This window comes from Herbaspirillum huttiense (assembly GCF_004367745.1).
GTDB classification, from domain to species: Bacteria; Pseudomonadota; Gammaproteobacteria; order Burkholderiales; family Burkholderiaceae_D; genus Herbaspirillum; species Herbaspirillum huttiense.
In genome coordinates this window covers 2241414-2256250 of the sequence record NZ_CP037993.1, presented here as the reverse complement: position 1 = coordinate 2256250, position 14837 = coordinate 2241414, and the positions used below count along the sequence as shown (strand labels likewise).

Genomic DNA, 14837 nt, shown 5'->3' with positions numbered 1-14837 from the left:
TTCAGGCGCTGCACGCCCGTTGTTGATCCATGCTTACTTGAAACCGGCGACGCCGCGCTTGATCGCCTCGCTGTCCGCTGAAGCAGCATCCTTGCCAGGGCTACCCTGCGCGGCTGCGCCATCCTTGTCCACCGGGGCCGCAGCGTTCAGATCCTTGAACGACTTGGCCTGCTCGGTGAGCTCGATCTTGGCGTCCTTCTTCAACCGTTCCACCAACTGCTCGGACGCCTGATTCTGCTGCAGGGTCACCAGATACTGGGCGATCTGGGGCGAGGCCACCGCCAGCGTCATGGGCACATTCTTGACGTCCTGCAGGGAGGTCAGGATGGCCGTCGGTCCTTCGATCACCACGAACATGGTGCCGCGCTCCATGGTCTTGAGGCTGGTATTCATCTGCTGCGGCAGATCCGCAGAAGTCTTGACCACTTGCTGGCGCGCATACTGCACCCGGTGCGAATCCAGCCAGCCGACCACATCGTCCAGGCGCTTGCCGGGCTGGTCCATCAGGGCGCTGAGCTCGGGGGTGAGGCTGGTCCCCGCGATGATCAACTGGGCAAATTCATATTGTTTGCGCTGGGCAAACCAATCGGGATTCTTGCGATAGAAATCCTCGATTTCCTGATCCGACGGGCGGACCGGAGCTTTCAGCTTGCCGGCCACGTAGCTCTGTGCCAGCACCAGGTTGCGTGCCCGCTCCATGTCGGCCACCACGGCCGGATCGTTGTCGAGCTTGTCCTTCTTGGCGGCATTGATCATCAGCTGGCGCGCCACCAGTCCGTCAAGCAGCTGCTTGGTGACCTGCGTGCCGCCGGTCTTGGCCAGCTCATTGTTGACCTGGTGAATGGTGATTTCCTGACCGTCCACAATGGCCACCACCTGGCTGGAACCTGACGCGGCCTTCTTCTCGCCGCAGGCGGCCAATGCCACCAGAAGCATCGCGGAGACCAGCGCCTTCGCCGCGACATTGTGCTGCCATGAAACTGTTGCCTTCCCGATTTTCATTTGACCAAGCTCTCTTCTTTTCTGTGTCACTTGTTGCCAGCCACCTCGGCCGGTGCTTGTTGCCCCTCCCCTGCGAGAAGGCCTTGTCCATCAATAAGCGTTGTCGCGCTTGATCACCATGCGCACGGTCTGGAAGATGATCCACAGGTCAAACATCAGCGACCAGCGGCGCAGGTATTCCAGGTCGAATTCGATACGCGCTTTCATCTTGTCCAGCGTCTCGGTCTCCCCGCGCAGGCCGTTGACCTGGGCCCACCCGGTGATGCCCGGCTTGACCTTGTGGCGCAGCATGTAGCCCTTGATCTGCTTGCGGTACAACTCGTTGTGGGCCACTGCGTGGGGGCGCGGACCGACGATGCTCATGCGACCCTGCAGCACGTTGAAGAACTGCGGCAACTCATCCAGTGAACTGGAGCGCAGGAAGCCGCCGATCTTGGTCAGGCGCATGTCCCCCTTGGTGGCCTGGGTGACCTTGCCGCCATCCTCCATGACCGTCATGGAGCGGAATTTGTAGACCACGATCTCTTCCCCATCCAGCCCGTAGCGGCGTTGCTTGAAGATGATGGGACCAGGCGAGGTCAGCTTGACGCACAGGGCAATGACCATCATCACCGGCAGCAGCATGAGCAGGATGCCTGAGGCCAGCACCAGGTCGCTGATGCGCTTGACGATGTTGTTGGTACCGGTAAAGGGCGTCTCGCAGATGGCCATCACCGCCATCCCGCCGACATAATCGAAGCGCGCCTGGATCAGGTTGAAGATGTAGATGTCGGGGATGAAGTAGATCGAGGCCGTGGTGTCCTGCAGCTCGTCGATCATCTGCAGCACGCGCGGCTGCGCCGAGATCGGCATGCTGATGTAGACCATGTTGATGTTGTTCTCGCGCACGTACGCAGCCACGTCCGACATCTTGCCGTGCAGCGGCGTGAAGGTACCTGCCGGCTGGCGATTGAGCTCGCGGTCGTCGAAGAATCCCATCAGCTTGATCATCAGCGAAGGATATTTCTCGACGCGATCAGCCAGTTTCAGCGCGGCCGGATTGACACCGATGATGATGGCCTTGCGCACTTCTCCCTTGCTGTGCAAGTCGCGCATCACGCGCGACTGCAATTGCTGGGAGATGATCAGGCCCACCGGCGTGGTGACCACCCAGAAGAAAATCGCGCGCAGCGAAAACTGCTGATAGAACTCACAGATATACGCCACCACGACCAGCACCGCTGCCACCGCCAGCCAGTCCAGGACCGGCGAAATGATCGACGGCCCCTTGGGGTTGCGGCGCAGACGCCGCTCGTGGAATTCGGTGAAGAAATAGGAGGAGAGGAAAAACGCCATGATGGCCAGCACCCAATAATCCCCGTTGAATGCATGACCGTGCAGGCGCACCAGCACCCACAGGTAAGCCACGATCAGGGCTGGTTCGACAAAGCGCTTGAATACCATCGTGATGGTATTGGCCTTGACATTGGCCAACGGCAGACCGTCATGCAGGTCATTCATTTTGGGAGCCTCAGAATTCATAGCGCGAAGTCAGTGATACGCCGTTGGATACATATCCCAGGTTAGCTATGTTCGATTGCGAGTTCTCACGATAAACCGCCAACATCATCGACAAGGAAGTAGTCGGCGAATACGTGAGGCTCAGACTGGCCTTTTCATAATTATCGCGTCGGCTCGACGGCGTCACGCCGGCGATGATGGATGCGCCGTTGTAGTTGCGTCGTTCAACATCGAAAAGGCCTTCCACCCGCAACTTGGCCGTCGGCAGGTAGGTAGCAGCAACACTGGCACCCGTAGTCAACGCAAAATTCGCATCGACGTCACTGATGCCACCAATTTCCCGCCAGAGATTGACGACGAAACCGGTCTTGCCGGTGGCCGCCCAATCGCCGATCAGGCGTGCATTGAAGCCGCGGTAGCCATTGCCTCCGGTGGGAGACCTGCGATCGCGCTGGGTCAGCCCGCCCAAGAATTGCAACTTCGTCTTTGCACTGTAAAGCCACAGCACCTTCAGCTTGTAGTCTTCCTGGGTATAGGAATTGTTGATCAGATCACTACCCACCAGCACATCGTTGGGATACCGCCCCTCTGTCTTGCGCACCTGCACGCCGACCACACTGCCACTGCGCGGGTTGTAATCCAAACCCAGTTCGGCCAAGTTCTGACTGAAATTGTTGGCCTGCTGAGTAGGAAGGTCATAGCCCAACGAGAAATGCGAAACCTGGCTGCGCACCGTCCAGTCAGGGTGCAATTGCCATGCCAACGTTGCATACTGGGTCTGCATGGTGCGAATGTTCAGACCCAATATACGGAAGTTCTGGAAGGGCGTGAGCGATCTGGAATATACATAGCCGATGTCGCCCGAAAAACGTTCTCCCAAAACCCAGCTCCAGTTGGTTTTCAGGTCGCGCGCATCATTATCAAATTGCGAGAAATAATCGTACGTGTTTTTGGTCACGCTCGCGTCCAGCGTCACATGCTGGCGACTCAAATCACGGTCCAGCTTCAAACCAACAGTCCGGCTCTGCACCGAATCCGACAGCTTGGGCGCACCAAGTGCGGACACTGCGGCAGCGGGCCCGCTCAGGCGCAGCACGTTGTCATCATGCAAGTAGCTGTACTGCACATACGGCACGACCACCTGGCCCGGGTCGGCTGCGTACGCCAGCGGGCAGGTCACGGACACCAGCAGAGCGCACATCTGCACTTGAGTCCTGCGCCCGCTGCTAATGCGAAACTGCCATGGCTTCACGAATCAGAGCCCTTTCTTTTTCTAGTTTTACTTTTAAAACAATGGCAATATTTGAAGTCCGTATTGTTGCAGTGCAACACGAAAAAAATTAGAAGTAATCATGCATCATTTTCGAAATTTAGGCAAAAATTTATGCAAAACATTGCCAGCCAGAAAGCAGACCAACAAGGATACGCGCCCGTCCAAAAGCGGCAATCAGACAAGGTAGCGTGACTTTGTAGGAGAAACGGTAAATGTAAAGATTGGCAACAAACTCATGAAAATTCGTAAACGATATATATCGCACCGCAACAAAAACTGAACGTTTATAGGACAACAATAGTCTTAGCGCTTTCTCCGCACCGCACGAGCGGGTAAGATCGCTGACGCAATCGCTCCGCTGATCCCCCTTTTCATGAACTGGCACACCATCACTTTTCTTGGCGACAGCGCCATCACCGTTCCCGGTGCATGCATCCTGGCACTCTGGCTGGCCGTCAACCGACTGTGGCGGCCGATGCTGGCCTGGCTCATTTCATTTGGTGGAGCGATGTTGATCGTGGTGATCAGCAAGCTGCTCTTCATGGGCTGGGATATCCGGCCACCTTTGCTCAATTTCACCGGTTTCAGCGGTCATACTGCTTCCTCCTGCGCACTCTATCTGTCCGTCGCTTTGTTGCTGACCCGACGCAGCACGCCGGTTTGGCGTACCACCATCCTGGCCATCACCGCGCTCCTCGTAACGGCAGTCGGGCTGTCCCGACTGATGATCAAGGTGCATTCGGAATCGGAAGTGCTGCTGGGACTACTGGTCGGCGCCAGCGCGGCCTGGACCTTTGGCCTGTCGCTGCGCGAGCCGGCACCGGCTTTGCGCTATTTTCTGCTTCCGTTCGCCCTGGCCGCAGGCCTTCTGATGACCGGCTTCGACAAGCCGGCACCGACACAAAGTTTTCTGCAGGAACTGGCCAAGAATCTGTCTGGCCGCACCGAGGTCTATGTCCGCCACGCCCCCCTCTGACGTTTTGAACAGCGCTACGAGAAAAAGGCCGCTCAGTCCATACTGAACGGCCTTTCCGCTGATGCTCCCCCCGGGCCGCGATCAGGCGAGCCGCAGGCCGGGCAGCGCCACGCGCCGACGCCGCAGCGCCGCCACACCGATCACGATGGCCAGGCCGCCCAGCATCATCAAATATTGCTCAGGCTCGGGGACCGGGGCCACTGCCGCCAGGTTGCCGGTGAAGGATTGCAGGTGCAGCTCGGCGTTCTGCGTCAAGCTGTTGACGAACACTCCGCCTTCGATGTTCTGGTTGTTGGTCAGGCTGGCGTGAGTAGCCAGGATCGATCCGCCGAACTGATTGTTGATGATCAGGCTGGTCGCATTGTAGAAGTTCCAGACGATGGACTTGCCCAACGACTGCGCTTGTCCACCCAGGAAGTTGGCACCGATGGCCGCCGAGCTCGCGCTGGAATTGATGATGATGGTGCTGGCACCATTGGCGGCGAAGGAAAATTCACCTACCGAGAACACCGACGCGCTGGTGGTGTTATCCAGATTGAAGACCGCGACACCCTGGTTGTTGGCCACGGCATTGAAGGTGGCCTTGTTGTTCGCGACGGAGACCGTGCTGTTGGCAGTGGCCGTCTTGAGGCTATTGGACAGGCTGGTCAGCGTGTTGCTGAAATTGGTCGAGCCGGCAGCATCGGCATTGGTCTGCATCAGCGTGCTCGGCGACGACGAGCGGCCGCCATTGAAGTTGACCCCGCTGGTGCCGCCCGCCACATAAGCAGGGCCATTCAGATTGCTGCCGCTCACCGAACCGGCGATATAGCTGGAACCGCTGTTGACGGTGGAGCCGACGATGGAGCCTCCAATATAGGAGCCCAGTCCGTTGACATGCAGAGCGCTCGCCGTCCCCATCACGGTCAGACCGGCATAGTTCGATGCGGGCGTGCTGCCGGAGTGCTGCACGTAGTCACCGCCCGTCACCGAACCGCCAATCCAGGCCCGGCCATCGACGTGCGAATTGGAGGTGGCATTACCCAGCACCACCAGGTTGAACTGCTGCAGCGCTTCAGCGCCAGTCAGCGGGGCCACGGCGGCCTGCGCAGCAGCACTCACACCAAGGGAAAGGAAAGGCAAGACAGCAACACCGGCCAGCACCGACCTGGAAAGACGCGACATGGAACGTTACCCCTTATAACGGATGCCGCCTTCGCTTGTCAGATCAGGTGGCGGAAGTGAATTGAACGTGCTTGGAAGACGCAAATCCAAGCAAACTGTTGTAAATTTTTCATTAATTTTAAGACAACAGTTGTCGATTGATCAAGTGAAAAACTCGTTAACGCGTGAGCGTTAACTTTTTGCCACATTGACAACAATCAATCTTCCGCCAAGGCAAGCACCGGCACTAGCGTAACCGCCTGAACATGTAGAGCGCGCCCTCGCCATAGCTGGCCAGACTCCCGCCCTTCCCTGCCAGCGCCTGCCCATCCTCGGCAAATCCCGCGGCCCGCCAGTAGGCACTTGATGCATGCACCGCCACCAAGGTCGCCATCGCCAGCCCCGCCTGCTCAGCCACACGGCACAGATCGTCCACCAACTCCCGCCCGAGCCCGGAGCCGCGTGCCGCCGGCAGCAGCGCGACATCATGCAGATGCAGGCAATCGGCCGCAGTATCCAGTCCGTTCAGCAAGCTGTTGAGGGATGGCGGCACGCCGAGACGAGCGGGATGCATGAAGGCGTAACCGATGACCTGCTCGTTGCCGTCCGCTTGCCCGCTGCGCACGGCGATCCGGCAGCCAGGCGCAAACAAGGCCAGACGTTCTGCGAAGACTTCTTCTGATTCGAAATAGCCAGCGTGAACCAAGTCAGCGATCGCCATCACGTGCGGCAAGTCAGCCGCCCGCATCGGACGCCATTGATAAGGACTCATGGTGAGATCTCCGTCTGTTGGCCGGGAGCACCCCGGAAATGAACACGCCACACGGTGGCCGATGAGGACCAGCGTGTGGCGCGTAAAAATAAAAACCGGGAAGCAAGAAAGCTTATGTTGGTCGGCAAGATCTCCGGCGCAACAACCCTGGCACGTAAATCAGGCTGCAGCCCCGGGTTTCAGGGTTTCCAGCACGGCTTGCAACTCCGTCCGCAAGGCATCGATGGCCGCCTCGTCCAGGCTGATGACGGGACGCTGCGGCTCTTGCGGCTGCTCGGCCTCGTGCGTGCCGTCAAGCTTGTTGCGGGCACCGCTGATGGTGAAGCCTTGTTCATACAGCAGTTCACGGATGCGGCGGATCAACAGCACTTCGTGGTGCTGGTAATAACGCCGGTTGCCGCGGCGCTTCACCGGTTTCAACTGGGTGAATTCCTGTTCCCAGTAGCGCAACACGTGCGGCTTCACACCGCACAGTTCGCTGACCTCGCCTATCGTGAAATAACGCTTGGCCGGGATGGGCGGCAAGACGATGGCCGCCGGTTTGTTGACACGATCGTTCATAGATTAGACGGACATTTCAACGGCGTCGCCGCTGGAGAGTTCCACCATTTCCTTCAATTTCTGGCTGGCGTGGAAGGTCACGACGCGGCGCGCAGTGATGGGGATTTCCTCGCCAGTCTTGGGATTGCGGCCAGGCCGTTGCGGCTTGTCGCGCAGCTGGAAATTACCGAAGCCGGACAGCTTGACGGCCTCGCCACGTTCGAGAGCGTTGCGGATCTCGTCGAAGAAGGTTTCCACCATGTCCTTGGCTTCGCGCTTGTTCAGACCGACCTGCTCGAACAAAAGTTCGGCCAGCTCGGCCTTGGTCAGCGTCGGCAGGTTCTTGTCGGCCTGCGAACGTGCCTGGGATTCCAGTACGGCACGATGCAGGTCGGCGTCCAGCACGGATTGAAATTCGTTCGAATTCACGTTGTTCATGGCGATGAATGACTGGGCCTCAACCGATTCCGGTCTGTAATTATTTTCGCTCTCGGACATCACATCAGGCACGCAACCTGGCACCGAGCTTGGCGCTCGCCGCGGCCACCAGTGCATTCACCGCAAGGTCAACCTTGTCATCCTGAAGGGTGTTTTGAGTATCTTGCAAGGTGCAGCGGAACGCAAGGCTTTTTTCGTCCGCTTCGAGACCCTTGCCTTGATATTCATCAAATAAAACAAGGGCTTGCAAGATGCCGCAGTCCGGATTGGCCCGCTTTTCGGCGGCAAAAACGTCCAGCAATTGCTGCGCACCCACCGAGTGTTTGACCACCAGCGCGATGTCGCGGCTGACCGCCGGGAACTTGGAGATTTCCGAGTAGGACGGCAGGTCACGCTCCTGCAGCGCCTCGGCATCCACCTCAAAGACCACGGGGGCCAGCGGCAGGTCGTACTTCTGCTGCCACTTGGGATGCAATTCTCCGATCACGCCGACCACCTTGTCACCCAGCAGTACATGCGCAGTGCGTCCAGGATGCAGCGCCGGATGTTCGGCCTTGACGAAACGCAGCGCGCGCGGCGCGAACAGCGCTTCCAGGTCGGCCTTGACGTCGAAGTAATCGACGTTACGGGTCGGCTGGCCCCACTGCTCCTCGGCCACCGGACCATAGGCCAATGCGGCCACGCGCTTGGGTTGCTCGAAACCGGCGACAGCCAGCGGACCATCGGTGATGGCGGCGTTCTTGTGGAACACGGCACCCGCTTCGAAGACGCGGATACGCGCTGCCTTGCGGTTGACGTTGTAGCGCGCATTCGCGACCAGGCCGGCGATGAGCGAAGAACGCATCACGCTCATCTGGCTGGCGATCGGGTTCAACAGCTTGATGGGATTGGTGTTGCCGGCGAAGTCGGCTTCCCAGGCGCTTTCCACGAAGCTGAAGTTGACCACTTCCTGATAATCCTGATCGGCCAGCAGGCGGCGGATGGCGAACAGCGAACGGGTGTTCTCGGGCGCGATGCGCATGGCATTGGCGGCCACCGGCGGCAGTGCCGGGATGTTCTCGAAACCGTAGACGCGGGCGACTTCCTCGATCAGGTCTTCCTCGATCTCGATGTCGAAGCGATAGGACGGCGGCGTCACCGAGAACAGGCCAGGCTGGTAGTCGAAAGACAGGCCCAGACGCTTGAAGATATCCGACACCATCTCGTCAGTGATCTCCACGCCGATCACCTTGGCCGCACGCGCGGTGCGCAGCGCGACCGGTTCACGCTTGGGCAGGTTGACGATCTGGTCATCCACCGGGCCGACGCGGGTCTCGGGGGTACCGCAGATTTCCAGCAACAGCGCGGTGATGCGCTCGATGTGATCGACCACGGTGGCGAAGTCGACGCCGCGCTCGAAGCGATGCGCGGCATCGGTCGAGAAGTTGTAGCGGCGCGCACGGCCCTGGATCGCCTGCGGGAACCAGAATGCGGCTTCCAGGTAGATGTTGGTGGTGTCCAGCGAAACCGCAGTGGCATCGCCCCCCATGATGCCGGCCAGGGATTCGATTTCCTTGTCGTCGGAGATCACGCCGACCCACTCATCGACTTCCACGGTATTGCCGTTGAGGAGCTTCAGGGATTCACCCTTGCGGCCCCAGCGCACGTCCAGGCTGCCATGGATCTTGTCGAGGTCGAACACGTGCGAGGGACGGCCCAGCTCCAGCATCACGTAATTGGAGATGTCCACCAGCGCCGAGATCGGCCGCTGGCCGCTGCGCTCCAGGCGCTGCTTCATCCACTGCGGGGTGGCGGCCTTGGCGTTGAGGCCACGGATCACGCGGCCGGCAAAACGGCCGCACAGGTCGGGCGCGGAAATGCGCACCGGCAGCTTCTCGTCCAGGTTGACGGCGGCGGCCTGATAGGCCGGGGCCTTCAGGGGCGTACCGGTCAGGGCCGACACTTCACGTGCCACACCCAGCACCGACAGGCAATCCGCCTTGTTGGGGGTCAGCTTGATGGTGAACTTCAGGTCGTTCAGTTGCAGGTAGTCGCGGAAATTCTGACCGACCGGTGCATCGTCGGGCAGCTCCAGCAGGCCGCCGTGATCTTCCGACAGCTTCAGTTCGCGGGCCGAGCACAGCATGCCCTGCGACTCCACGCCGCGCAGCTTGCCGACCTTGATCTCGAAGGGCTTGCCATCGGCACCCGGCGGCAACACGGCACCGACCATGGCGCAAGGCACCTTGAGACCGGCGCGCACGTTGGGCGCGCCACAGACGATGTTGAGGATGGTGCCGGTATGAACATTCACGCGGCACACGTTCAGGCGATCCGCATCCGGGTGCTTGGAGACTTCCAGCACTTCGCCCACCACCACATTGGTGAAGGGAGGCGCGACCGGTTCGACTTCCTCAACTTCCAGACCGGACATGGTCAGCAGGTGCGACAGTTCATCCGAGGTCATGGTCGGATTGACCATGGTACGCAGCCAGTTTTCAGAGAATTGCATGATTCAGACTTTCAGCTATCGGCTATGAGCTATGAGCCGGAGGCACGCCGCGACAGCGCGGCGTCCTGCGTGATCGAATTAATTGAATTGCTTCAGGAAGCGCAGGTCGCCTTCGTAGAACAGGCGCAGGTCGCTGATCCCGTAACGCAGCATGGTCAGGCGCTCCAGGCCCGAGCCGAACGCGAAACCGATGTACTGTTCAGGATCCAGACCCATGTTGCGCACCACCGTCGGGTGCACCTGGCCAGCGCCGGAAACTTCCAGCCAGCGGCCCTTCAGGGGACCGCTGCCGAAGGCGATGTCGATCTCGGCCGATGGTTCGGTGAAGGGGAAATACGAGGGGCGGAAGCGCACCTGCAGGTCGTCGGTCTCGAAGAAGGCCTTGACGAAGTTGAGGTACACGCCCTTGAGGTCGGCGAAGCTGATGTCCTCGGCGATCCACAGGCCTTCGACCTGATGGAACATCGGCGAGTGGGTGGCATCGCTATCGACGCGATAGGTGCGGCCCGGTGCGATGACCTTGATGGGCGGCTTGTTCATGCGGGCGTAGCGCACCTGCATCGGGCTGGTGTGGGTACGCAGCAGCAGCGGCTTGCCCTGGGTGTCGTTGCCTTCGATGTAGAAGGTGTCCTGCATCGAGCGCGCCGGGTGGTTCTCGGGGCTGTTCAATGCGGTGAAATTGGTCCAGTCGGTCTCGATCTCGGGACCGTCGGCGACATCAAAACCGATGGAGCGGAAAATTTCCTCGACGCGCTGCCACGAGCGCATCACGGGGTGGATGCCGCCCACGCCACGCCCACGGCCCGGCAAGGTGACATCGATGGCTTCCGCATTCAGGCGCGCCTGCATCTGGGCATTGGCCAGTGCATCGCGGCGTGCGGTCAGCGCGGTTTCGATCTGTTCCTTGGCGACGTTGATGATCGCCCCTTGTACCTTGCGCTCTTCCGGCGCCAGCTTGCCCAGTCCCTTCATCTGCTCGGTGATCTGGCCGGTCTTGCCGAGGTACTTGGCCTTGGCGTTTTCCAGTGCGGCGGCGTCGGGCGCGGCGGCGAAATCAGCCTGCGCCTGCGTGACCAGTTGGCCCAGGAGTTGGTCTAGGGGATTCATGCGGTAAGTCTCGCTCCAATCGAAAATCCGACGACGAAGTCGAAAAGAAGGGATTCACGGAAGGTGAATCAAAAAAATCCACGAAACCGTGGATCAAAAACATACGGGGCATCGGTGTATCACCTCTGCCCCGCAGGATTTTGCAGCGCCGGCTGCTCGTCTGACTTGCGTCCGATGTTGCGGCCGGCTACCGCAAACACGCTGTCGATTTAGGCGGCAGCGATGTTGGCCTTCACCTGGTTGACGATGGCAGCGAAAGCAGCCTTGTCGGTGACAGCCATATCGGCCAGGACCTTACGATCCAGTTCGATCGCAGCCTTCTTCAGGCCGTTCATGAACACGCTGTAGGTCACGCCGTGCGAACGCGCAGCGGCGTTGATACGGGCGATCCACAGTGCGCGGAACACGCGCTTCTTGTTACGACGGTCACGGTACGCGTACTGACCAGCGCGCATGACTGCTTGCTTGGCGATACGGTAGACGTTTTTGCGACGGCCGCGGTAACCCTTGGCGAGTGCGAGGACTTTCTTGTGGCGGGCACGTGCTGTTACCCCACGTTTGACTCTAGGCATAGTAGCTCCTTAGTGTATGGTGAGGTTAAGCGAACGGCAGCATCGCGCGAACGGAATTCAGGTTCGTCTCATGGACGCCCTCGGTACCGCGCAGTTGACGCTTGTTCTTGGTGGTCTTCTTGGTCAGGATGTGACGCTTGAAGGCTTGACCGCGCTTGACGGTACCGCCCGGGCGGACGCGAAAACGCTTCTTCGCGCTGCTCTTCGATTTCATCTTAGGCATAGCAACTCTGTCCTTTCGGACAGCTCCATTTTTTGATGATTGCAGGTGGCAGCACGCTCGCTGCTCTTGGATGCCTGCTCTCACTTATTTGACAGCGGGTGAACCCGCTGCTTTTGCCTGACGCAGTTGCCTGCGCCCAGCAAATCCTTTGTCGGCCCTACACTGCCGCCACCGCCTGGATTGCCCTGGCTGCTGCGGCATGGACGACACCGGAGGGATGTCGTCCTGATACGGCTAGACTGAAACTGCGACGTACAACCTGGAAAAACGAAAAATATATAAACGTTATAAACGATTTATTTCTTTTTCTTGGGCGCCAGCACCATGATCATCTGGCGGCCTTCCATCTTGGGAAACTGCTCGACCTGGCCATACGGCTCCAGATCAGCCTTCAGACGCTCCAGCACGCGCATGCCGATTTCCTGGTGAGCCATTTCACGGCCGCGGAAACGCAGCGTGATCTTGGTCTTGTCACCCTCTTCCAGGAACTTGGTCAGGTTGCGCAGCTTGATGTTGTAATCGCCATCATCGGTACCCGGGCGGAACTTGACTTCCTTGACCTGGATGACCTTCTGCTTGAGCTTGGCCTCGTGTGCCTTCTTCTGCTCCTGGTACTTGAACTTGCCGTAGTCCATCAGACGGCAGACCGGAGGTTGCGCAGTGGGCGCAATCTCGACCAGATCGACTTCAGCCTCTTCGGAAAGCCGTAAGGCTTCGGCCAGGCTGACGATACCCAGAGGCTCGTTGTCGACACCCGAAAGGCGCACTTCCGGCGCAGTGATCTCGCGGTTGAGGCGATGCGACTTGTCAGTAGCTATTGCAGTTTCCTTTTAAAATCCAATGAATTAAGCCGTGCTCTTGCGCTGGGAGGAAGCCCCTGGCTTCCCCGTCTCAGGCTTTGGCGGCCACCTCATCCTTGAGGCGTTCCACCAAGGTGTCGATGGACATCACGCCCAGATCGACATTGCCCCGCGCTCGCACGGCCACAGTGTTTGCATCCCGTTCTTTATCGCCGACAACCAAGATATAGGGCGGCTTCTGAATGGAATGCTGCCGTATTTTATAGGTAATCTTCTCGTTGCGCAAATCGGTCTCGACCCTAAACCCTTGTTTTTTCAGCGTTTGTGCAACGTTCTGCACATAATCCGCCTGCGCATCGGAAATATTCAGGATGACAACCTGCGTTGGCGCCAGCCACAAGGGCATGGCACCGGCGTGGTTTTCGATCAGGATGGCGATGAAGCGCTCCAGCGAGCCGACGATGGCCCGGTGCAACATCACGGGCACCTTGCGGTTGTTGTCTTCGGTGACATACTCCGCTCCCAGGCGCGCCGGCATGGAGAAGTCCACCTGCATGGTGCCGCACTGCCAGGAACGGCCAATGGAATCCTTCAGGTGATATTCGATCTTCGGACCATAGAAAGCCCCCTCGCCCGGCAGCTCTTCCCATTCCGAACCGGAGGCGCGGATGGCTTCACGCAGGGCGTTTTCAGCCTTGTCCCAGACTTCTTCCGCACCGATGCGCTTTTCCGGACGCAGGGCCAGCTTCACAGCCACTTCCTTGAAGCCGAAGCAGTCGTAAACTTCACGCACCACGCGGTTGAAGGCAGCCACTTCTTCCTGGATCTGGTCTTCGGTACAGAAGATGTGACCGTCATCCTGGGTAAAGCCGCGCACGCGCATCATGCCGTGCAGCGCGCCGGAAGGCTCGTTGCGGTGGCACTGGCCGAATTCGCCGTAGCGCAGCGGCAGGTCGCGGTAGCTGTGCAGACCCGAATTGAAAATCTGGATGTGGCCCGGGCAGTTCATCGGCTTCAAGGCATAGGCACGGTTTTCCGACTCGGTCGTGAACATGTTTTCACGATAGTTTTCCCAGTGACCGGTCTTTTCCCACAGCGAGCGGTCCAGGATCTGCGGCGCCTTCACCTCCTGATAGCCGTTGTCCTGGTAGACGCGGCGCATGTACTGCTCCACTTGCTGCCAGATGGTCCAGCCCTTGGGATGCCAGAAAATCAGGCCCGGGGCCTCATCCTGGAAGTGGAACAGGTCCAGCGCACGGCCCAGCTTGCGGTGGTCGCGCTTTTCAGCCTCTTCCAGCATGTGCAGGTAGGCTTCCTGATCTTCCTTCTTGGCCCAGGCGGTGCCATAGACACGCTGCAGCATCTCGTTGTTGGAATCGCCACGCCAGTAAGCGCCAGCCAGCTTCATCAGCTTGAACACCTTCAGCTTGCCGGTGGACGGCACGTGCGGGCCGCGGCACAGGTCGGTGAAGCTGCCTTCGGTGTACAGCGACACGTCCTCATTCTGCGGAATCGAAGCAATGATCTCGGCCTTGTAAGCTTCGCCGATGGACTTGAAGTAAGCCACGGCCTCATCACGCGGCAGCACCTTGCGGGTAACCGGCTCATCCTTCTTGGCCAGCTCGGCCATTTTCTTTTCGATGGCTTGCAGGTCTTCCGGGGTGAAGGGACGCTTGTACGAGAAGTCGTAATAGAAACCGTTGTCGATGACCGGACCAATGGTGACTTGCGCCTCAGGGAACAGCTCCTTGACCGCATAAGCCAGCAAATGAGCGGTGGAGTGGCGAATCACCTCCAGACCGTCCGGATCCTTGTCGGTGATGATGGCCAGGTCGGCATCCTTGTCGATCAGATAAGAGGTATCGACCAGCTTGCCATCGACGCGGCCAGCCAGGGCCGCCTTGGCCAGGCCAGTGCCGATGTTGGCGGCGACCTGCGCCACGGTGACCGGGTTGTCGAACTGGCGTTGCGAACCATCGGGAAGACGAACTGAAACCATT

14 protein-coding genes are annotated in these 14837 nt (G+C 59.3%); 1 reads left to right on the top strand and 13 read right to left on the bottom strand.

Annotation, left to right across the window (positions count from 1 at the left end):
• Positions 1–33: 33 nt before the first annotated feature.
• From E2K99_RS10120 to epsL, 3 genes are all read right to left on the bottom strand, one after another.
• Positions 34–1002 (bottom strand): EpsD family peptidyl-prolyl cis-trans isomerase, encoded by a 969-nt coding sequence (locus tag E2K99_RS10120; protein WP_134222123.1) that lies wholly within the window; start codon positions 1000–1002, stop codon positions 34–36.
• Positions 1003–1092: 90 nt separating this feature from the next.
• Positions 1093–2502, bottom strand: a complete 1410-nt coding sequence (locus tag E2K99_RS10115) for an undecaprenyl-phosphate glucose phosphotransferase (RefSeq protein WP_134222122.1) — start codon at positions 2500–2502, stop codon at positions 1093–1095.
• A gap of 10 nt (positions 2503–2512) precedes the next feature.
• A complete protein-coding gene (gene epsL, locus E2K99_RS10110) occupies positions 2513–3703 on the bottom strand; it encodes an XrtB/PEP-CTERM-associated polysaccharide biosynthesis outer membrane protein EpsL (RefSeq protein ID WP_134222121.1) in 1191 nt (396 codons plus the stop codon).
• A 445-nt stretch (positions 3704–4148) separates the two neighbouring features.
• On the opposite strand from epsL, the gene E2K99_RS10105 reads away from it, so the two are divergent.
• Positions 4149–4751, top strand: a complete 603-nt coding sequence (locus E2K99_RS10105; protein ID WP_134222120.1) for a phosphatase PAP2 family protein — start codon at positions 4149–4151, stop codon at positions 4749–4751.
• A gap of 81 nt (positions 4752–4832) precedes the next feature.
• Here the strand turns inward: E2K99_RS10105 and E2K99_RS10100 are convergent, their stop codons facing one another.
• The 10 genes from E2K99_RS10100 to thrS form a co-directional block, all read right to left on the bottom strand.
• Positions 4833–5915 carry a choice-of-anchor A family protein gene (locus tag E2K99_RS10100; RefSeq protein WP_134222119.1) on the bottom strand — a complete coding sequence of 361 codons (1083 nt, stop codon included), beginning with the start codon at positions 5913–5915 and terminating at the stop codon, positions 4833–4835.
• 226 nt (positions 5916–6141) lie between these two features.
• The gene (locus E2K99_RS10095) at positions 6142–6666 is read right to left on the bottom strand and encodes a GNAT family N-acetyltransferase (protein WP_134222118.1); all 525 of its coding nucleotides are present in this window, start codon (positions 6664–6666) and stop codon (positions 6142–6144) included.
• Between the two features lie 159 nt (positions 6667–6825).
• Complete coding sequence (locus E2K99_RS10090) at positions 6826–7227, bottom strand: MerR family transcriptional regulator (protein ID WP_034331538.1); 402 nt, start codon at positions 7225–7227, stop codon at positions 6826–6828.
• Positions 7228–7230: 3 nt separating this feature from the next.
• Entirely contained in the window at positions 7231–7644 is a 414-nt protein-coding gene (locus E2K99_RS10085) for an integration host factor subunit alpha (RefSeq protein WP_051057415.1), read from the bottom strand.
• Positions 7645–7708: 64 nt separating this feature from the next.
• Positions 7709–10135 (bottom strand): phenylalanine--tRNA ligase subunit beta, encoded by a 2427-nt coding sequence (pheT, locus tag E2K99_RS10080; protein ID WP_134222117.1) that lies wholly within the window; start codon positions 10133–10135, stop codon positions 7709–7711.
• 78 nt (positions 10136–10213) lie between these two features.
• Entirely contained in the window at positions 10214–11242 is a 1029-nt protein-coding gene (gene pheS / locus E2K99_RS10075; protein ID WP_134222116.1) for a phenylalanine--tRNA ligase subunit alpha, read from the bottom strand.
• 209 nt (positions 11243–11451) lie between these two features.
• On the bottom strand, positions 11452–11814 hold the full coding sequence (gene rplT / locus E2K99_RS10070) for a 50S ribosomal protein L20 (RefSeq protein WP_006712690.1): 363 nt from the start codon (positions 11812–11814) through the stop codon (positions 11452–11454).
• Positions 11815–11839: 25 nt separating this feature from the next.
• Positions 11840–12037 carry a 50S ribosomal protein L35 gene (gene rpmI / locus E2K99_RS10065; RefSeq protein ID WP_006712688.1) on the bottom strand — a complete coding sequence of 66 codons (198 nt, stop codon included), beginning with the start codon at positions 12035–12037 and terminating at the stop codon, positions 11840–11842.
• Positions 12038–12333: 296 nt separating this feature from the next.
• Positions 12334–12855 (bottom strand): translation initiation factor IF-3, encoded by a 522-nt coding sequence (gene infC, locus E2K99_RS10060; protein ID WP_083859511.1) that lies wholly within the window; start codon positions 12853–12855, stop codon positions 12334–12336.
• Positions 12856–12928: 73 nt separating this feature from the next.
• Entirely contained in the window at positions 12929–14836 is a 1908-nt protein-coding gene (gene thrS, locus E2K99_RS10055; protein ID WP_039786292.1) for a threonine--tRNA ligase, read from the bottom strand.
• Position 14837 lies beyond the last annotated feature (1 nt).